Origin of the sequence: Dongia rigui (genome assembly GCF_034044635.1) — a bacterium.
Classification (GTDB): Bacteria; Pseudomonadota; Alphaproteobacteria; order Dongiales; family Dongiaceae; genus Dongia; species Dongia rigui.
On sequence record NZ_JAXCLX010000001.1, the window covers coordinates 602754 to 622142 of the forward strand.

At 63.8% G+C, this 19389-nt stretch carries 16 protein-coding genes; 9 read left to right on the forward strand and 7 right to left on the reverse strand.

The genetic code is table 11. The features are described from left to right. Positions 1-40: 40 nt before the first annotated feature. The gene (locus SMD31_RS02775) at positions 41-514 is read right to left on the reverse strand and encodes an Rrf2 family transcriptional regulator (protein ID WP_320499176.1); all 474 of its coding nucleotides are present in this window, start codon (positions 512-514) and stop codon (positions 41-43) included. Positions 515-716: 202 nt separating this feature from the next. On the opposite strand from SMD31_RS02775, the gene pyrF reads away from it, so the two are divergent. The 7 genes from pyrF (at position 717) to SMD31_RS02810 (ending at position 7256) form a co-directional block, all read left to right on the forward strand. Beyond that, the gene (gene pyrF / locus SMD31_RS02780; protein WP_320499177.1) at positions 717-1451 is read left to right on the forward strand and encodes an orotidine-5'-phosphate decarboxylase; all 735 of its coding nucleotides are present in this window, start codon (positions 717-719) and stop codon (positions 1449-1451) included. A 17-nt stretch (positions 1452-1468) separates the two neighbouring features. Further along, positions 1469-2263, forward strand: coding sequence for a hypothetical protein (locus SMD31_RS02785; RefSeq protein ID WP_320499178.1), 795 nt, complete (start codon positions 1469-1471; stop codon positions 2261-2263). Beyond that, positions 2263-2910, forward strand: a complete 648-nt coding sequence (locus SMD31_RS02790; RefSeq protein ID WP_320499179.1) for a phosphoribosylanthranilate isomerase — start codon at positions 2263-2265, stop codon at positions 2908-2910. The genes SMD31_RS02785 and SMD31_RS02790 overlap by 1 nt, the downstream gene beginning before the upstream one ends. Positions 2911-3028: 118 nt before the next feature. Further along, positions 3029-4255 carry a tryptophan synthase subunit beta gene (gene trpB, locus SMD31_RS02795; RefSeq protein ID WP_320499180.1) on the forward strand — a complete coding sequence of 409 codons (1227 nt, stop codon included), beginning with the start codon at positions 3029-3031 and terminating at the stop codon, positions 4253-4255. Continuing rightward, positions 4252-5079 (forward strand): tryptophan synthase subunit alpha, encoded by an 828-nt coding sequence (gene trpA, locus SMD31_RS02800; protein WP_320499181.1) that lies wholly within the window; start codon positions 4252-4254, stop codon positions 5077-5079. Before trpB ends, trpA begins: the two co-directional genes overlap by 4 nt. A 15-nt stretch (positions 5080-5094) precedes the next feature. Continuing rightward, a complete protein-coding gene (gene accD, locus SMD31_RS02805) occupies positions 5095-5955 on the forward strand; it encodes an acetyl-CoA carboxylase, carboxyltransferase subunit beta (protein WP_320499182.1) in 861 nt (286 codons plus the stop codon). Next, positions 5952-7256 carry a bifunctional folylpolyglutamate synthase/dihydrofolate synthase gene (locus tag SMD31_RS02810; RefSeq protein ID WP_320499183.1) on the forward strand — a complete coding sequence of 435 codons (1305 nt, stop codon included), beginning with the start codon at positions 5952-5954 and terminating at the stop codon, positions 7254-7256. Before accD ends, SMD31_RS02810 begins: the two co-directional genes overlap by 4 nt. 158 nt (positions 7257-7414) lie before the next feature. Here the strand turns inward: SMD31_RS02810 and trxA are convergent, their stop codons facing one another. From trxA to tsaE, 6 genes are all read right to left on the reverse strand, one after another. Beyond that, positions 7415-7735, reverse strand: coding sequence for a thioredoxin TrxA (trxA, locus tag SMD31_RS02815; protein WP_320499184.1), 321 nt, complete (start codon positions 7733-7735; stop codon positions 7415-7417). A 156-nt stretch (positions 7736-7891) separates the two neighbouring features. Continuing rightward, positions 7892-11440 carry a double-strand break repair helicase AddA gene (gene addA, locus SMD31_RS02820; protein ID WP_320499185.1) on the reverse strand — a complete coding sequence of 1183 codons (3549 nt, stop codon included), beginning with the start codon at positions 11438-11440 and terminating at the stop codon, positions 7892-7894. Next, positions 11437-14502, reverse strand: a complete 3066-nt coding sequence (gene addB, locus SMD31_RS02825; RefSeq protein ID WP_320499186.1) for a double-strand break repair protein AddB — start codon at positions 14500-14502, stop codon at positions 11437-11439. The genes addA and addB overlap by 4 nt, the downstream gene beginning before the upstream one ends. Before the next feature lie 31 nt (positions 14503-14533). After that, positions 14534-15271 carry a nucleotidyltransferase family protein gene (locus SMD31_RS02830; RefSeq protein ID WP_320499187.1) on the reverse strand — a complete coding sequence of 246 codons (738 nt, stop codon included), beginning with the start codon at positions 15269-15271 and terminating at the stop codon, positions 14534-14536. A 13-nt stretch (positions 15272-15284) separates the two neighbouring features. Further along, positions 15285-16307, reverse strand: coding sequence for an aminoglycoside phosphotransferase family protein (locus SMD31_RS02835; protein WP_320499188.1), 1023 nt, complete (start codon positions 16305-16307; stop codon positions 15285-15287). 7 nt (positions 16308-16314) lie between these two features. Beyond that, complete coding sequence (tsaE, locus tag SMD31_RS02840) at positions 16315-16770, reverse strand: tRNA (adenosine(37)-N6)-threonylcarbamoyltransferase complex ATPase subunit type 1 TsaE (protein WP_320499189.1); 456 nt, start codon at positions 16768-16770, stop codon at positions 16315-16317. A gap of 167 nt (positions 16771-16937) precedes the next feature. Here tsaE and SMD31_RS02845 point away from each other — a divergent pair, with 167 nt between their 5' ends. Together SMD31_RS02845 and SMD31_RS02850 are read left to right on the forward strand one after the other, a co-directional pair. Beyond that, positions 16938-17951 (forward strand): NAD(P)/FAD-dependent oxidoreductase, encoded by a 1014-nt coding sequence (locus SMD31_RS02845; protein WP_320499190.1) that lies wholly within the window; start codon positions 16938-16940, stop codon positions 17949-17951. Between the two features lie 144 nt (positions 17952-18095). Beyond that, a complete protein-coding gene (locus tag SMD31_RS02850; protein WP_320499191.1) occupies positions 18096-19388 on the forward strand; it encodes a hybrid sensor histidine kinase/response regulator in 1293 nt (430 codons plus the stop codon). Position 19389: the final 1 nt, after the last annotated feature.

The window sequence follows — 19389 nt, forward strand, 5'->3', positions numbered from 1 at the left end:
CGATGGCGGAGATGTTCAACCCGTCACGATGACGCGGCCATTAAGACGAAGAAACCGGGCGGCGGCGGACAACCTCCTCGTCCAGCATCGGCAACAGCGCGGCGAGATCGCGTCGATTCTTGATGATGTCGGCCAAGGTATAGCGATCGAGCACCGACATGAAAGCCTGAAGCGCTTCAGCGAGCACCCCGTTGAGGCCGCAGACGGGGGCGATCGGGCAGGTATTGTGGACCACGTCGAAGCATTCGACGATGGTGAGATTGCCTTCCGTCAGGCGCAGCGTGGCGCCGATATTGATATCGGCGGGCCGCCGGCCGAGGCGCATGCCGCCACCGCGCCCGCGCACCGTGTCGATGACGCCAAGGCGCCCCAGCTTGTGGACGACCTTGGTCAGGTGACTTTCGGAAATGTCGTAGGCCGCGGCGATTTCCTCGATCGTGGCGAGGGCGCCGTCACGCAGGCCGAGATAGATCAGGGCGCGCAGGGAATAGTCCGAGAACTGGGTCAATTGCATGCCGGCGCTGCCTGTCTTGCTCTGGCTGTCCTGTTCCGACCGAGATTAGCCCTTCACACGGCCGGTTGAAAGACTGCTCTCGCACCCTATCTTTGACCTAATACACTGAAAACCAGAGGTATTTCTCTGCAAAGGGTGACGCTGCCGCCAATATAGGCTAAAAGCCGCCAGTTGAATGAGGATGGCAGCGAGGAGAAGGAACGTGGGCAGCAAGGGACAGGTTCTGGCAGCGCTCGACACGGTTTCGGTCAACGAAGCGGTCGATTGGGCCCATAAGCTCGATGGCGCGGTCGCCGGGCTGAAACTGGGGCTTGAGTTCTACCTCGCCAACGGCCAGCTGGGTTATCGGCGCATCGCTGCCACGGGCCTGCCGATCTTCCTCGATCTGAAACTCCACGACATCCCGAATACGGTGGCGGGCGCGGTGAAAGCGATCGCTCCTTTGCAGCCCGCGATCCTCACCGTCCATGCCGGCGGCGGTCTTGCCATGATGCAGGCGGCGCGCGAATCGGCGGCCGAGAACGCCGACAAGTTGAACGTCAAACGGCCAAGCATCGTCGCCGTCACCGTTCTGACCTCGCTCGACGACAATGACCTCAAGGCAGTCGGCCAGGCTGCCCCGGTGAGCGACCAGGTGAAGCGCCTGGCAGCACTTGCCCGCAGCGCCGGCCTCGACGGCGTCGTCTGTTCGCCGCATGAGATTGAAGCCTTGCGCGCCGATATGGGCGAGGATTTCCTGCTGGTGGTGCCGGGGGTTCGTCCCGGTGGTGCCGCCAGCGGCGACCAGAAGCGCGTGCGGGCACCCGGCGATGCCGCCAAGGCGGGTGCTGACTACCTCGTCATCGGTCGACCGATCACCCAGGCCGCCGACCCACGCGACGCGGCCAGCCGCATCGTGCTGGAGATCGGCTCGGTGCTGGGTCAGTCCGGCCACTGAAACAGTCAGAAGAGACCATGACCACCGCTCGACCCCAGGATCTGCAGCCCTTCGCCCTTGCCGTTGCCGCTTATCGCCAGATCTGGCAGGCGCGCGATGACCTGCTGCGCCTGGGCTTGGTTCCGTTCGTTCCGCTCTATCTGCTGTTCCGCCAGCTGGAAACGGTCCAGACGGCCATGTATCTGGAAATGCAGAAGGGCAAGGACGCCGACCTCACCCAGATCATGGATGGATCAGTGCAGTCGCTGCTGATCGGCCTGGGTCTGATGGCCGTCATCGGCATCTTCAACGTGAACTGGATCCGCCAGATGACGCTGGGGCGGGATAGCGCGCCGGGCCTGGGCCTGCACATCGGCGGCCGCCATCTGCGCTTCATCTTATTCATGCTGGCATTGGTGGCACTGGTCTTTCTCGCCGCTGTTGTCGCCAGCGTCATCTTCACCATCGTCGGACTGGCGGGCGTGTCGCTGCCGCTTTCGATGCTGATCCTGGTCATCGGCTATCTGCTGCTGCTGATCCGCCTGTCGCCCAGTTGGATCGGCATTGCAATCGACGCCCCGATGCCGCTTGGCGTGGCATGGCGGCGGGCCCGCGGGCAGACAGCCCGCATCATCGTCGGTCTGATGATATCGGCGCTGCCGGCCTTCGTCGCGCAGTCACTGCTCGGAACGATCTTCTTCAATACCGGCCTGGTCGAAGCGGCACCACTCGCCTTCAGCGCCCTGTCGTCTTTCATCTCGCTGGTCTATATGGCGGTACAGCTCAACCTGTTCGTGCTGGCTTATCCGCGCTTCGTATCGGAGACGGTGTGATGGCGATCGACGTAAAGATCTGCGGGTTGAAGACGCCGGCGGCGGTGAATGCCTCCGTCGAGGGCGGCGCGCGGATGCTGGGCTTCAATTTCTACGCCCCGAGTTCGCGCTGTATCACACCGGCGCTGGCCGGCGCATTGGGTCAATTAGTCCCGCCGCATGTGGTCAAGGTCGGCCTCGTCGTCGACGCCGATGACGCCGCCATTGCGTCGATCCTGGCCGAGGCGAAGCTCGACATGCTGCAATTGCATGGTCATGAAACGCCCGAGCGGACCGCCGAGGTGAGATCGCGTTTCGGCCTGCCGGTGATGAAGGTTATCAGCGTTTCCGAAGCAGCCGACGTCGCTGCAGCCCAACGCTTTGAGCCGGTCGCCGACCGCCTTCTGTTCGATGCCAAGCCGCCCAAGGCCATGAAGGATGCGCTGCCCGGCGGCAATGCCATCTCTTTCGACTGGTCACTGCTTCAGGGGCAGAACTTTGGCAGGCCCTGGATGCTGGCTGGCGGGCTCCATGCCGGGAACGTGGCGGAGGCAGTGCGGGCGACTGGCGCCAAGGCGGTTGACCTGTCATCTGGGGTCGAGGACCGCCCGGGTGAAAAAAGTCTCAGTAAAATCAAGACGTTCCTGGCATTGGCCCAGACCTTATGACAGCGCTGGCGGCGGCGTTAGGGCTTTGACCTTTGGACGCTGCTATGGTTGATTGCGCGCTTCTAGCGAATCCCTTGGTTTTGACCCGATTTTCCGCCCTCTCGGAGCGATTTCAGCCGTGACCACAGCCCCTGCTGCCACCCCCAATTCATATCGGACCGGACCGGACGAACATGGCCGGTTCGGCATCTTCGGCGGGCGCTTCGTCGCCGAGACCCTGATGCCCCTGATCCTCGAGGTCGAGAAGGCCTATACCGCGGCCAAGCGCGACCCGAAATTCGCCGAGGAGATGGCATATTACCGGGAGCATTACATCGGCCGGCCGAGCCCGCTCTATTTCGCGGAACGCCTCACGGCCGAGCTTGGCGGCGCCAAGATCTACATGAAGCGCGACGAGCTCAACCATACCGGCTCGCACAAGGTGAACAACTGCCTGGGCCAGGCCCTGCTCGCCAAGCGCATGAAGAAAACGCGCATCATCGCCGAGACCGGCGCCGGCCAGCATGGCGTGGCGACCGCGACGCTCTGCGCGCTCTTCAACCTGCCGTGCACGGTCTATATGGGGGCGACCGATATCGCCCGCCAGCAGCCCAATGTATTTCGCATGAAGCTGCTGGGCGCCGAGGTCATCCCGGTCCATAGCGGTACAGCGACATTGAAGGACGCGATGAACGAAGCGTTGCGCGACTGGGTCGCCAATGTCGAGAACACGTTCTACATCATCGGCACCGCGGCGGGTCCGCACCCCTATCCCAGCATGGTACGCGATTTTCAGTCGGTGATCGGGGTCGAGACGAAGGAACAGATGCTGAAGGCCGAAGGGCGGCTGCCGGATACGCTGGTCGCCTGCATCGGCGGCGGTTCGAACGCCATCGGCCTCTTTCATCCCTTCCTCGACGACCGTGACGTCGAGATCATCGGCGTCGAGGCCGGCGGTGACGGCGTCGAGACGGGCCGCCATGCGGCCTCTCTCACCGGCGGCCGTCCCGGCGTCCTCCACGGCAACCGGACCTATCTGCTGCAGGACGATGACGGGCAGATCATCGACGCACACTCCATCTCGGCCGGCCTTGATTATCCGGGCATCGGACCGGAACATTCGTGGCTGCACGAGATGAAGCGCGTCAAGTATGTATCGGCCACGGATCAGGAAGCGCTCGACGCCTTCCAGTTGCTGGCCAAGATCGAAGGCATCATTCCGGCCCTGGAACCGGCCCATGCGTTGGCATATGTACGCAAGCTGGCGCCGCAACGGGCCAAGGACCAGATCATCGTCATGAATCTTTGCGGGCGTGGTGACAAAGACATCTTCGCCGTCGCCGAACGGCTGGGAACCGCACTATGAGCACGCGTATCGAGCGGCGCTTTGCCGAATTGAAAGCGGCCAAGCGCGGCGGCCTGGTGGTGTTCGTCACCGCCGGCGATCCCACTTACGAAGTCTCGCGCGAAATCGTTCTGGCGTTGCCCAATGCCGGTGCTGATGTGATCGAGCTTGGCATGCCGTTCACCGACCCGATGGCCGACGGACCGGCCATCCAGGCATCTTCTCTGCGCGCGTTGAAGAACGGGCAGAACATGAAGAAGACGCTGAGCCTGGTTGCCGAGTTCCGCGCCAAGGACCAGAACACGCCGATCGTCCTCATGGGCTATTACAACCCGATCTATTCCTATGGCGTCGACACGTTCCTCAAGGATGCGAATGCGGCCGGCGTCGACGGCCTCATCGTCGTCGATCTGCCGCCGGAAGAAGATAGCGAATTGTGCCTGCCCGCCATGAAGGCCGGCATCAACTTCATCCGCCTGGCGACACCGACGACCGATGACCAGCGCCTGCCGACGGTGCTGAAGAACACCTCGGGCTTCGTCTATTACGTTTCGATCATGGGCATCACCGGCACGCGCGCCGCGTCCGACACGGACATCACGGCGGCGGTCGGCCGGCTGAAGCGCCACACCGATCTGCCGATCGCCGTCGGCTTCGGCATCTCGACGCCGGAACGTGCCGCGGCGGTGGCCAAGGTGGCCGACGCCGCCGTGGTCGGTTCCGCCATCGTCAACAAGATCGCAGCCGAAGTTGGCCCGGACGGCAAGCCTGGCCCGCGCGCGGCGCAGGCGGCAATCGACCTCGTGAAAAGCCTCGCCGACGGCGTGCGCGCGGCGCGCGCCTGAACGGAGACCTAAAAGATGAGCTGGCTTACTAATTTCGTTCGGCCGAAGATTCGCAAACTGGTGCAGAAGACGGATGTTCCCGAGAATCTCTGGGACAAATGCCCAGCCTGCGGACAGATGATCTTCCATCGCGAGCTCGACGCCAATCAGCGCGTCTGCACGCATTGCGGCCATCACATGCGCATCGACGTGAAGCGCCGCCTCGAAATCATGTTCGATGAGGGGAAGTACGAGCGCATCGACCTGCCCAAGGTCGCCATCGACCCGCTGAAGTTCAAGGACCGCAAGCGCTATGTCGATCGCTTGAAGGAAGCCCAGGCCAAATCTGAAGAGCAGGACGCGATCGTCGTCGCCTACGGCACGATGAGCGGGGTCGAGGCCGTGGTGGCCGCCTTCAATTTCGACTTCATGGGCGGTTCCATGGGCATGGCGGTCGGTGAAGGCCTGGTGGCTGCCGCCGATCTTGCCGTGAAGCGCAAGGCCGCGCTGGTTGCCGTGCCCGCCTCCGGTGGCGCCCGCATGCAGGAAGGCATCCTTTCATTGATGCAGATGCCGCGCACGACCATTGCCGTCGACCAGGTGAAGGAAGCGGGCCTCCCCTTCATCGTGCTGCTGACCGATCCGACGACCGGCGGCGTCTCCGCCTCCTTTGCCATGCTGGGCGACGTCCAGATTGCCGAACCGGGCGCCCAGATCGGCTTTGCCGGTGCGCGCGTGATCGAGGAGACCATTCGCGAGAAGTTGCCGGAAGGCTTCCAGCGCGCCGAATACCTGCTGGAACACGGCATCATCGATCTGGTCATCGCCCGCAAGGATCTGCGCGAGCAGATCGGCCGCGTGATCGGGCTCCTCACCAAGCAGTCGGCCGGCGCGTGAGTACAAGCGACATCGTCCTCGACCGGCTCAACAAGCTCCATCCCAAGATCATCGATTTGGAGCTCAGCCGCGTCGAGAAGCTGCTGGCAGCTGTCGGCCATCCGGAGCGCAAGTTGCCCCCGGTCGTGCATGTGGCCGGCACCAATGGCAAAGGCTCGGTCATCGCCTATCTGCGGTCGATCCTCGAAGCGGCCGGCTATCGGGTCCATGTCTACACCTCGCCGCATCTGGTGCGCTTCCATGAGCGCATCCGCCTTGCCGGCAAGCTGATCGACGAGCAACATCTCATCGACCTGCTGGAGGAATGTGAAAAGGCCAATGGCGGCACGCAGATCACCTTCTTCGAAATCACCACCGTTGCCGCCTTTCTGGCCTTTTCGCGGGAGCCCGCCGATATCGTGCTGCTGGAAACCGGCCTGGGCGGCACGTTCGATGCGACCAATGTGATCGATCAGCCCTTGGCCTCTGTCTTGATGCCGATCTCCTTCGATCACATGCAGTTCCTCGGCGACAGCCTCACCAAGATTGCCGCCAACAAGGCCGGCATCATGAAGCGCGGGCGGCCGGCGGTTGTCTCGCCCCAGCCGGACGAGGCCATGACCGTGTTCGAGACCAAGGCTGCCGAACTTGGCGTGCCGCTCTACCGCTTCGGCCAGGAATGGCAATGCGACGGTGAGCTGAAGACCAGCCTGCGCTTCGCGGACAGCCGGGGTCCCCGGCTCTACCCCGTGCCGGGTCTCGCCGGTCGCCATCAATTCCGCAATGCCGGTTGCGCCATCGCCACGACCGCGGTGCTGGACGGCTTCACCATCAGCGATGCCCACATTTCGCAAGGCCTGCGCAATGTGTCGTGGCCAGCGCGCATGCAGCGCCTCCTCACCGGTCCGCTGGTCGAGCGCCTGCCCAATGCCAAGTGGGAATTGTGGCTCGACGGCGGCCATAATGAGGAAGCGGGCGAGGTGATCGCCGCCATGCTGGCCGATTGGTACGCAGAGGACGGCAAGGCCGCGCATCTCATTTTCGGCATGCTCAACACCAAGGACCCGGTTGCCTTCCTGAAGCAACTGGCGCCCCATGTCGAAGATATGGCGGCGGTGGCGATCCCCGGCGATCACGCCAGCCTGTCGGTCGATGAATGCGTTGCCGCAGGCGCCAGCGTCGGCATGCTCAGCCAGGGCTTTCACTCCGTCGAAGCGGCTTTGCGCGCCATCGTCGATGCGCATGGTCCGGACGATTCCCGCCGCGTGCTGATTTGCGGCTCGCTTTATCTCGCGGGCACGATCCTCGTCGACAATAGCTGAGCCAAGGCCCCCCGGACTCCTGGGACCCCGGGGGCGTCGGCTGCTTCCCGCGCCGGCGCGGCTGGCCCGCCTGTGCCAGTCGCTGACCCATGACATGCAAAACCCCGCCCGGTTCGCACCGGGCGGGGTTTCGTTGAGGCTTCGCTCCAGGACGTCGGTCAGATGACCGAGTTGACCCAGTCGAGCAGCTTGCGCTTGGGTTCAGCGCCAACTTTGGTGGCTGCGACCTGGCCGTCCTTGAACAGCATCAAGGTCGGCACGCCACGAATGCCATACTTCTTCGGCGTCTGCGCGTTGCGGTCGATATCGACCTTCACGACTTTCAGCTTGCCGTTCAGTTCCTGCGCGATCTCTTCCAGCGCCGGTGCAATCGATTTGCACGGGCCGCACCATTCCGCCCAGAAGTCGACCAGCACCGGCTGCGTGGACTTCAGGACGTCGGCGTCGAAGCTCGCGTCGCTAACGTGGGTCGTGCTCATCCCGTCTTCCCTTTCAAAGGAGGCGCCGCACCCGCGGCTACTCCAGTTCTACACATGAACGTCGCCTATTTGGGGTGGCGTCGTATGCCACTGAATCTATGGACGGGCCCCGGTACCGTCAAGGTGACCAAAAGGTTACGTCGGCAGGGCTGCGACTTATGCATAACTCCGCAGCAAGCGATCCGGGATCTCCATCAGCCGTGGCTCGGCGCTCCAAAGAAGGTAGCAAGAGATTGCGTGGCTTGGATAAATTTTAGAGACCGTAGCGCGATAAAGGGCAAGCTGACGCAGATATTGCGGCGAGACATGTTCCGGCTGCATGGCTGGGGGACGGTTGCTCTTGAAATCGACGATGTAGCAAGAATCGGTCGTCACGACCAACCGGTCGATTTGGCCGCTGACCACTTCGCTGCGACCGTCGGGGCCGACAATCTCGGCCACAATCGGCACCTCCGCGCGGGAGCCAGGCACGAAGAGATGTGCGAATCGCGGGTCGTCCAAGACGGCCATCACTTCTGCCAGCAGCGTATCCAACATCGCCGCATCGGCATTGAGGCCGCTTGCGCGATTGACATGGTCGAGCCAGCGCCGCGCCGACATGCGCCGCTCGGCCGGGGCAAGATCCGGCAGCAATTGGAACAGCTTGTGGATGACGAGCCCGCGCTGAAAGCGGAAACCCTGGTCCCGCCCCAAGGGCGAAAGCAGCGTGCTGTCATCCGGCGCCGCGTTGATCTCGCTGCTCGGACGCGATGGAATGAGCGGTCGCGGCGGATCGGGTTCCGCTTGCGCCGGCAGCAGCGCCCAATCCTGGAACGGGATATCGAGATTGACGGCGAGGCCGTGCTTGGACGGGCTTTGCTGTGCCGCATCTTCCTGCGCGGTGGTGAGGCGCAACCAGTCGCCCTCCCAGCCCTCGTCGCCCTGCCAATCGCGCGCCGCCTGCCGTTCGATGGCAGCACCATCCTGCAGCATCTCGGTCAGCGCATCAGAGACATGGTCATGCCAGCTTGGCTGCGATTGATTGCGCTCGCCCCGCCAGCCACAGACGTAAAGCCGGTCCTCCGCCCGGGTCAGCGCCACATAGAGCAGGCGGTTCTCCTCCTCTTCGTTGCGGCGGGCAACATCGGCACGGGCGGCGGCGGTTGCTGCGACGTCGAGGCCGCTGCGCGCCACCCAGACCGGAATATCCGTTTCGGATTCCAGCCAGAAGAGGCCTGGCCGGTTCGGTCGCTGCCGCCGCTGTTCTGCGAGAAACACGATCGGCGCCTGCAGCCCTTTTGAGCCATGGACCGTCATGATGCGCACCTGCCCGCCGCCATCGTCGCTGAGCTCGCGCTTCACCTCGGCCTCCGACACGTCAAGCCAATGCCGGAAGCCTTGCAGCGACGGCGTGTGATTGGCCTCGAAGGCGAGTGCCAGGTTCAGCAACTCGTCCAGCGCCTCGCTCACCTGCAGGCCCAAGCGAGCATGAAGCTTGCGGCGCAAGCCACCGGCCGATAACACATCGGCGATCAGCTCATAGGGTGTCTGGTGCTGGGCACTGGCAAGATAGTGCTGCAGCAAGTCGGCCGCGGTGGCAAAAGCGGGGCGTTCCCCAACCCGGCTGCGCAATTCCTCCCACAGGCTGCGGCCGCCGCGCGCTACGCACAACTCGAACAAGGCGGCCTCGTCGAGGCCAATCAGCGGACTCTTCAGCAAGGCGGCGAGATTGAGGTCATCCTCTGGCAAGAGGAGGAAATCGAGAAAGGCCAGCACATCCCTGACAGCCAGTTCCGACAGCAGCTTGAGGCGGTCGATACCGGAAACTTCGATCGACCGCGCCTTCAAGGCCTTCACCAAGGCCGGCACGAAGGCATTGCGTGAACGCACCAGGACCAGGAAATCGCCGGCCCGCACCGGCCGCCCGCGCGCGGGCAAGATGTCGCCTCCGCTGATCATCGCGCCAATGCGGGTTGCGATCTGCTCGGCAAGCCGCGTGATCGGGTCTGTGGGCGCCGTGTCGATGGCGGGCGGCGACCATGGCAGCGGCAAGGGTGCGGGCAGCGGCACCGACAATGGCCAGGCCTCGACCAGGCCAGCAGCACCACCGCGCGCGGCGAGATGTCGGATCGCGTCGGCACCGGGTTCGATAACGCCCTGGCGCGCCGGACCGGTGAAGACCTGGTCCACCAGCGACAGCACCGCAGGACTCGAGCGAAAGGACACGTTGAGGTCGACATTCTCGAACGGTGTGCGCGTGTCGCCCCGGCCATGGGAACGATCGAGTTGTTGGGCGAAGTGATCGCGAGCATCCAGAAAGGCCCGTGGCTCGGCCCCCTGGAAGCTGAAGATCGATTGCTTGAAATCGCCGACGGCGAAGATCGAGCGCGGCCGGTCTTCGCGCTGTCGCTCGGTGCCCTTGCCGGCAATCAGTTCCGCGGCGATGGATTTGAGGATATCCCATTGCGCCGGGCTGGTGTCCTGGCCCTCGTCGATGAGGATATGGTCGATGCCGCCGTCGAGCTTGTAGAGCACCCAAGGTGCGATGCCGGGGCGGGCCAGGAGATCGCGCGTGCCGAGAATGAGATCGTCGAAATCCAGTGCCGCCGTCAGCGATTTCTGCCGCCGGAAACGCGCCATCAGGTCGAGCCCCAGCGTCAGCAGCGCCGTCGAATCCGCCAAGATCTCGATGGCATTGAGGCACTGGATCACGTCGAGCAGCCGGTTCCCTTCGGCCCGCAGAACATCGTCGATAGTCGGCATGGCGGCGATGACGTCCTTTGTCGCCAGGGCCTTGCGCAGCTCGCCGTCGGATTTCTTGATGAAGATGTCGATATAATCGTCGAAGGATGCCACACGCTGCGCAACCGAGCCTGATAGCCAGACGGCAAGCCTTGTAGCGCGATCGACATCGGTCTTTTTACCGCCCTCCAATCCGGCGATGGCCGCGCGGAGTCCTGCCCCGTCGAAGGCGTTCTCCCGCGACGCCTCCTCCAGCGCGCTCTGGCGCGTGGCATCGGGATGGATGCGCAGCAACCGCGCCAGGGCGTGCCGGTAACCATCGACGCTGCCCATCCGCTGTTGCAAAGCGAGCAGACGGCCGCGCGCGCCCAGTAGTTCGCGCATGACCAGATCGCTGCTGAACTCGCCGGCCCGGTCGGCAAGATGCGTCAGAGCGGCACTCAAGGCGGCGTTGCCGCCCTCGCGCGCCGCCGCCAGCATGTCCTCGCGCGCCTCGGCGAGAAGGGCTGCGGAATCCTGCTCCTCGATCAGGCGGAAATGCGGGGCAATGCCCGCTTCCAGCGGAAAGCGGCGCAGCAGGGACTGACAGAAGGCATGGATCGTCTCGATCCGCATGCCACCCGGGGCGTCGAGGACCTTGGCAAAGAGCCCGCGCGCCTTCGCCTTGTAATCGGTGAGCGGCACGTCCCCCAGCAATTCCTTGAGCTGCTTCTGCAGGGCTGCCTCCGGAATCGAGGCCCATTCGGCCAGCGTCGTGGCGACACGGTTGGACATTTCCGCCGCACCCGCCTTGGTGAAAGTCAGGCACAAGATGCGCTCGGGCCGCGCATCGTCCAGCAGCAAGTGCAGCACACGATCGCGCAAGACCTTGGTCTTGCCCGAACCGGCAGAGGCCGAAACCCAGACGGAAAGCGCGGGATCAGCGGCACGTCGCTGATAGCTGGTGGCAAGTGCCATGGGCGAAGAAGCAGGCAGCGATGTCATGCCTCGTCCTCATTCGACCATTCGTCATAGCGGGCCAGATGCTCATAGTCGTTGTAAGTGAGGCCGAAATCCCCGCGCGGCTCGGCCATATAGGGCGTGTCATCGTGGCTGAAATGCTCGACCAGGTCCTTCAAACCCTGATAGGCATCGACCGCCAGCGTCATCGGATCGGCGACAGCCTTGCTTTCCGGATCCTTCACAGGGATCACGGTGGCGCCACCGCGCCCGCCTTTCAGATACCAGAATTCCAGCGCCGCCACCGCGGCCGTCGGCACTTTGTCAAAGCCGCCCTGGCTGGCGATCGCCGCCTCCAGCGGCAATTGCGGCGAAAAGCCCAGGATCACGTCCTGCGGGTTGGGTGGCCTTCCCGTCTTGTAGTCGATGATGGTGAGGCGGCCATCGCGCTGAACGTCGAGCCGGTCGGCCTTGGCCGTCAGCTTGAAGGGTGGCGAGACGCTGTCGATGGTGAGGCTGCCGGTGCTTTCGGTCGCGATGAATGTGAGACCATCTTGGCGCGCCCGCATCTCGGCGATGAACCAACCCGCCATTTGCCGGAAGCGTGGCCACCAGAAGGCCCAGACCGCCGGCCGCGCCATGTGCTGGGCGAATTCCTGTGTGCCGATCGACAACAACCGCGCCTCGGCGTCATCGGGCAAAGGCAGCGGCGTATCTTTAAGGAAGCGGTCGAGAATGCCGTGGAAAAGATTGCCGAGATCGGCGGCATCGGCATTCTGGTCAAGCGGATCGAGCGGCCGCAGTTTCAGGATGCGGCGCGCATAGAGCACGTAAGGATCGCGCATCCATTTCTCGATATCCGTCACCGGCAACTCGTTCGGCCGATATCTGGCACCGGGCGTCGGTGCGGGTCGCCCCCTCGCCTGGATTTTCTCCGGCCGGTCCAACCGCATCTGCCAGCCGCGATACTGGCTGGGGCCCTCAACCGGCTCGACCAGCCCCAGCGCGCGCAAGAAGGCGTCGAGGCGCAGCAGCCAGCGGGACGGCACGCTGGGCTTGCCGCCGACACGTTGCGCGCGCGTCAGCACGACCTGCGGCGCCCCAAGCGCCTGCTGGAAATCATGCGCCGCCAGGCCGACCTTGCGCTCCAGGGCCGGCAGCCCGAAGTCGCGGCGCATCGGGCGGCTGAGCCAGGGGTCGATGGCGACGTCACCCGGCCAGATCCCTTCATTGAGCCCGCCGAGGACCATGAGATCGACCTGTTGCAAACGGGCTTCCAGCGGGCCCCAGATGAAGAGGCGCGGATGCAAGCCGAAGCGCGGACGCACGTCCACCCCGCCCATCAGTTCAGCGATCAAGGCCGCATAGGTGCGGGCACCGATTGCCGCCATGCCGGAACAGGCCTGATGCAGATCGGCCACGAAGCCACCCAATGCCTCGCCCGCCTCACCGTGCCACAGATAGCTGCCGCCCATCGCCTCCGGCCGTGCGGCCAGAGCTTCGGCAAAGCGGACATGGGCGGTGAGCCGATCGGCCAGCGGCAGGTCTTCCGACCACGTGCCAAGTGCCGCAATCAGGCTGGTCAGGCGATCGAGCAACAAGCGTATGGAGCGGCGATCGGTGTCACTGAGGCGGTCGGCCGCGGTCAGTGCCGCTTCGAGCCCGGCAAGGCCTGGCGCCGGGCGTGGACCGCGCAAGACTTTCCGTTCGAAGAGATGCACAAGACGCTGGAATTCCAACTGCGGCATGCCGGCAGCGGCGAGCGGATGCTTCAGCAAGGCCAGCAACGGTACGGGGGCGAGGTCCTCGGCCAGCGCCTCGGCTATCAAGCGGAAGAACAGCCCACTGCTGGTCGTCGGCAGCGGGGTGCCGGCGGAATCGTCGATGACAATCCCCCAGCGCCGCAGTTCCGCCGCCACACGCCGCGCCAAGCCGCGATCGGGTGTCACCAAGGCGGCGCGATAAGGTGCCGGTTGTGCCACAGCCTCACGCAACATCAGCGCGATGATCCCGGCTTCCTCCTGCTCGGTGCGGCAATCGATGCGCTGCACGTCGCGCCAGGCCAGTTCCGCCCTGTCGCCAAGGCGCACCGCGATCGCCGGCCATTCCTTCGTCGCCTCGGCCGGCAACAGCGCCGCGCTCACGATGCGCCCGCGCGTTGGCGGTGCCGGCCGGCGCGGGCCGTCCGGCAAGGGATGCGGCCAGGCCCATATCTTGGCCGGCGGCGTTTCCAGGCGCGCCAGCAATTGCGCCAGGCCGAATTGCGGATGCGCCGGGTCGGCCGAAATCTCCGCCCATTGTTTGTCATCGGCCTCTGTATCGAGGCCTGGCAGGACGACAAGACCCTGCGGCAAACCGGCGATCGTGGCGATCAGGTCGGCACTTGCGGGGATCGAACCGGTCGAGCCCGCGGCGATGATGGGATGCGCCGGTGGCCGCTCGCGCCATAATCGCGCCTGGCGTTCCAACAACAGGTTGCGGCGCTTGGCGGCATCGACGGCACCTTCCTGGCGCAGGATCTCCGGCCAGTTCTCCTGCAGGATGCCCAAAAAGCGCAAGGTGAGTTGCCAATGCTCGGCAAGTTCCGCCGGGGCAAGATTGCGGATGGCGGCAAAATCGAGGCGTTCGGTTTCGACCTGGTCCAGCAGCCGTGCGAGCTCCGCTGCCAGCCGCGCCGCCTGATCGAACGACATATCGCCGCCGCCGGGCAAGGTCGCCGCAGCGGCCTTCTGAACCAGCAGCGCCAGCAGCAGATGCCGGCGCATGTTCGGCATCGCGGGCGGCAATGGATCGGATAGGTCTTCGCCCAGCGAGAAATCAAGCGCGATACCCTGCAGCCCGACCTCGCTGTCATCAAGATCGCCAAGCGGCATCAGGCGCGGCAGCATAAGAGCACGGCCACCGCTGGCGCCCAACCGCAGGAAGGCTTCCTGCACCGCCCGGCAGGCGCGGCGATTGGGCAGCAGCACGGTGATTGCGCTGAGGCTCAAAGGATCGCCCGCCGTTTCCTGCATCAGGCCATGCGCCAGCGCGTCGACGAAGCTGACGCCCGTCGGAATGCAGCACACAGGCGACTCGCGCCCGAAAAGACTTGGCCGTCTGTCCATCACCCTCGCCCCTTTGGCGAGGCAGCTTGGCTTAGAATTTGATGCCGTGGAAGCTCAAATGCCGCTCGACATCGACGAGGTGTTGCGGCGTCGAGACATGGTACCACTCGCCGTCATGGCGCAAGCCAAAGAGCCGGTCTTCCTCGATCGCCCGGTCCCAGACGACATTGGTCGAAAAGGCGCCTTTCGGTGGATCCCGGAAGAGGCGCGGATGGCAGATCTGGATGCCGGCATAGAGAAACGGCGCCACCTGCCAGCCGAGGCGCCGGCGCACGCGCCCCTCCTGATCCATGGTGAAGTCGCCCTTGCCGTCATAGCCGACCGCGGTCACGGTCGATTGCAGCAACAGCAGCGCATCCATGCGCGCATCGTCCCAGTTCTGGGCGAGGCGTACCAACGCGTCGGTCTTGCCGTTGAGCCAGATGATCTTGGCATTCACCGCATAGAACGGCTCGTCACCCAGCAACGGCAGGGCCTGGACGATGCCGCCGCCGGTCTCCAGGATCTCGGCTTCCTCGGAAAAGACGATCTCGATATCGCGACGATTTTTGAGATGTTCGCGGATCTTGTCGCCCAGATGATGCAGGTTGATAACCGCGCGCTGCACGCCGACGGCAACGAGGCGGTTGAGCACCACATCCAACATCGGGACACCCAGCACGGGGACCAATGCTTTCGGTGTCGTCTCGGTGAAGGGGCGCAACCGGGTGCCGAAGCCGGCTGCCATCACCATGGCGGTCTTCGGCACGTTGATGCGATCACTTGGCAAAATCGTCCATCCTTCAGGCAGTGGCAATCGCCGCACGTTCGCTGGGCGGCAGGTGGCGGGCATACCAGGCGGCAACGGGCGCCATGACCGGATGCTTGATGTCGTGCGCGATAAGTTCCCAGACGCGCGGCATGAAGCGCTGGTACCAGGGCTTGCCGTCGCGCTTGAGCAAGCGCGCGAAGGTCCCGGCGATGCGGGTGTTGCGCTGGGCACCGATGATGGCATAGGCCGCCATATAGGCGTGACGGTCGATGCCCGGATTGGCGGCAAGATACCGCTGGGTCATCCGCGTCATCAAATCCCACGGCACATTGCGCCGCACGTCTTCCAGCAGCGAGACCAGATCAAAGGTCGCCGGCGCCAGCACCGCGTCCTGGAAGTCGAGCAGGCCGCAGGCTTCGATCCCCTGGCGATCCTTGAGGACCAGCAGGTTATCGACGTGAAAATCGAACAACGCGATGCTCTTGGGCGCCGCCTCGCGCTGGGGCAGGACCTGCTGCCAGGCCGCGACGAATTCGGCGCGCACCCCTTCCGGGGCCGGCGATCCGAAATGCGCCGGCCAATACCAGTCAAGAACGAGCTGCACCTCACGCAAGGCGCGGGCATCATCAAAGGTGGGAAGGCTGGCCAGTTCTTCAGCTGGTACCCGCTGGTGGAGCGCGATCAGCGTGTCGGTCGCCAGCGCATAGAGCGCTTCGGCATCGCCGCCGGCATCAAGCTCCCGCGTATAGGTCTGGTCGCCAAGATCCTCAAGGAGGAGAAAGCCTGCTTCGGCATCTTCGGCAAAAATCTCCGGCGCGCTGAAGCCGAGGCCTTTCAGCAGGCGGCCAATGCGTACGAAGGGACGCACATTCTCCATCGGCGGCGGCGCATCCATCAGCACGGCCGTTTTGCCATCCATGGTGAGGCGGTCGTAATGGCGGAACGACGCATCGCCCGCCAGCAGGCGCAGATCTGCCCCACCCCAGCCGGCCTCGGCAAGGAACCGGTCGCGGCGTGAGGTGCGCGCCTCCGCGGTCATGGTCGTTGCGTTCATGTCCCCGTTACTCCCCCGACAAAGCCGACTTGAAACCACCCAGCCGCTGCATCCAGGCATCCGGCCCGGCAAGGCTCAGAATGCGCGAATCGGCACCCACGCCCGGCAGCAGAGTCACGTCGAGCCGGTGGCGTGGCAAGAGCGAGCCGAGGCGTTCCGGCCATTCGATGAGCGATATACCCTCAGCGAACGCCTCCTCGATCCCGACCTCATAGGCCTCTTCGGCCGATTTCAGCCGATAGAGGTCGAAATGCCAGATATCGGCCGGGCTGCCGCCGATGTCGGCCGCATAGGTTTGAACGAGGGTAAAGGTCGGGCTGGGAACAACTTCTTCCGCGGGCACGACAGCGGCGATGAACCCACGGGCCAACGTCGTCTTGCCGGCGCCGAGATCCCCCCACAACGCCAGCACGTCGCCGGCACGCGCAAGACCGGCCAATATCCTTCCGGCCCGTGCGGTCATGGCCGCATCGGCAAGCTCGATTTCCAATAGATTCAGGGGTTGGGCTGGCTTCATGGCGTCGGTTTGTAGCCGCCCGGCGACCTTGCTGCAACGCCGATCGTGTCGCTGGATTTGCCCATTGATTACAATGTGCTAAAGGAGGCCAGCAGAATTTCGGGGAGGTTGTGATGAGTGCCGTTCAGCAGACCGATGTCGTCATCATCGGTGCAGGTCCCGTGGGGCTATTTGCCGTCTTTGAATGCGGCATGCTGAAAATGCGCTGCCATGTGATCGACGCGCTGGAAAGCACGGGCGGCCAATGCGTCGCCATGTACCCGGAAAAGCCGATCTTTGACATTCCCGGCTATCCGTCGATCGATGCCGCGGCCCTCATCCACAAGCTCGAAGAACAGGCGGCGCCGTTCAGCCCTACCTATCATCTTGGCCAGCAGGTCGAAAAACTGACCCAGGCCGGTGATCGCTGGCTGGTCGAAACCAATACCGGCACCAGGATCGACACTAAAGTCGTCATTATCGCGGCTGGTTGCGGCGCTTTCGGCCCCAACCGCCCGCCGCTCGACCATCTTGCCGATTACGAAGGCAAGAGCGTGTTCTACCTCGTGAAACGGCGCGAAGATTTCCGCGGCAAGCGCATCGTCATCGCCGGCGGCGGCGATTCGGCCCTCGACTGGACCATCTCGCTCGCCGATATCGCCGAGAAGATCTATGTCATCCATCGCCGGCCGAAATTCCGCGGTGCACCAGAATCGGTCGCCCGCATGGAAGCGCTGGCCAAGACCGGCAAGGTCGAACTGGTCGTGCCCTATCAGTTGCACAGCCTGGAGGGCGCCGGCGGCCAGCTATCGGCCGTCAATGTCGCCACCATGGAGGGCGATGTGCGCCGGCTCGACGCCGACACGCTCCTGCCCTTCTTCGGCCTGGCCATGAATCTGGGGCCGATCGCGACCTGGGGGCTCAACCTCGAGCGCAGCCATATCACCGTCAATCCGCAGAACTGCGCCACCAGCGCGCCGGGCATCTTCGCCATCGGCGATATCGCCACCTATCCGGGCAAGCTGAAGCTCATCCTGTGCGGCTTCTCCGAAGCAGCCATGGCCGCCCATGCCGCGCACCCCCTCCTGCACCCCGGGGAAGCCCTGCATTTTGAATACTCGACGTCGAAGGGCGTGCCGGGAAGTTAAGCAGCGCTAGGCGTGAATTCTTAAGAACTTGTGTGCAGTCAAAAATTTAGTTTGCCTTAACATTCTTTTGCCAAGGTGACTCATGCGGGCGCCGGCAACTGCTGTAATGGCGCTCTAAGTCTTTGGCAATGCGGGTTTCCAATTTTGAGCACACTGGTTTCAGAGACAGTTGGGAGTCCACCAAAAGAGGATATCGCCGCTTTCATCGATGAGAAAAACGATGGCAGCGCGGCGCGTGCCGATTCGTGGCAAATCCTGATCGTCGACGACGATCCCGATGTCCACGTCACGACCGAATTCGCCCTGGGTAGCGAGATCATCCTCGACCGCCCCTTGAAATTCCTCCACGCCTATTCCGCCAACGAAGCGGAAGCCTTGCTGCGCAAGCTCAACAATGTTGCCGTCATTCTGCTCGACGTCGTGATGGAAACCGATGACGCCGGTTTGCGCCTGGTCCATACCATCCGCGAGACGCTGGGCATGAGCACCCCACGCATCATCCTGCGCACCGGCCAACCGGGTTATGCGCCCGAGCATGATGTCATTCGCGACTACGATATCGACGACTACCGGACCAAGGCCGAACTGTCGAAGGTCAGGTTGTTCACCTCCGTGGCGACAGCCCTGCGCGCCTTCGATCGGCTGCGCCAGTTGCTGGAGGCCAACCAGCGCCTGGAAAAGATGACCCGTGACCTGGAGATTCTCAACATCGACTATCTGGAACAGCGGGAAGCCGCCTTGAGCGCCGCCCAGGCCAAGTCGCGTTTCCTCGCCAATGTCAGTCACGAGTTGCGCACGCCGCTCAACGCCATCGTCGGCTTCAGCGAACTGTCCTTGCGCGCCATCGACGATCAACGGCCGATTCCGCCGGCCTATCTGCAGGATATCCTTGAGGCCGGCCGCCGGCTGACGACGCTGGTCGACGACATTCTCGATTTCAGCCAGCTTGACGCCCGCAAGCGGCAATTGATGATCGAGCCGGTAAACATCCAGGAACTGATGGATTATCAGCAGGAACTTTATGACGGTGAAGCACGTCGCTCCGGCCTGCAGCTGGTCGTGCAAGGCGGTTCCGTCGACCGGGTCTGCCATGTCGATCGCAGCTCGCTCAGCAAGATCCTCAGTCATGTCATTTCGAACGGCCTGCGCTTTTCGCCGCGGGGCGCATCGGTCGAGCTCGAGTGGAGCTTCGATGACGGATCGCTGCGCATCTCCGTCAGCGATCGCGGACCGGGCATTCCCAAATCGATAAAGGAAAACCTAGACGAGCCTTTCTCGATCGGCCAGGACGTTCTCACCAAGGACGCCAGCGGCCTGGGTCTTGGCCTGACGCATTGCCGCTTGCTGATGACTCTGATGGGCGGCCGCATCTTTATCCAGGATCGCGAGGGGGGTGGCAGCTGCGTCACCTTGCTGTTGCCAGATCTCGCCAGCTAGG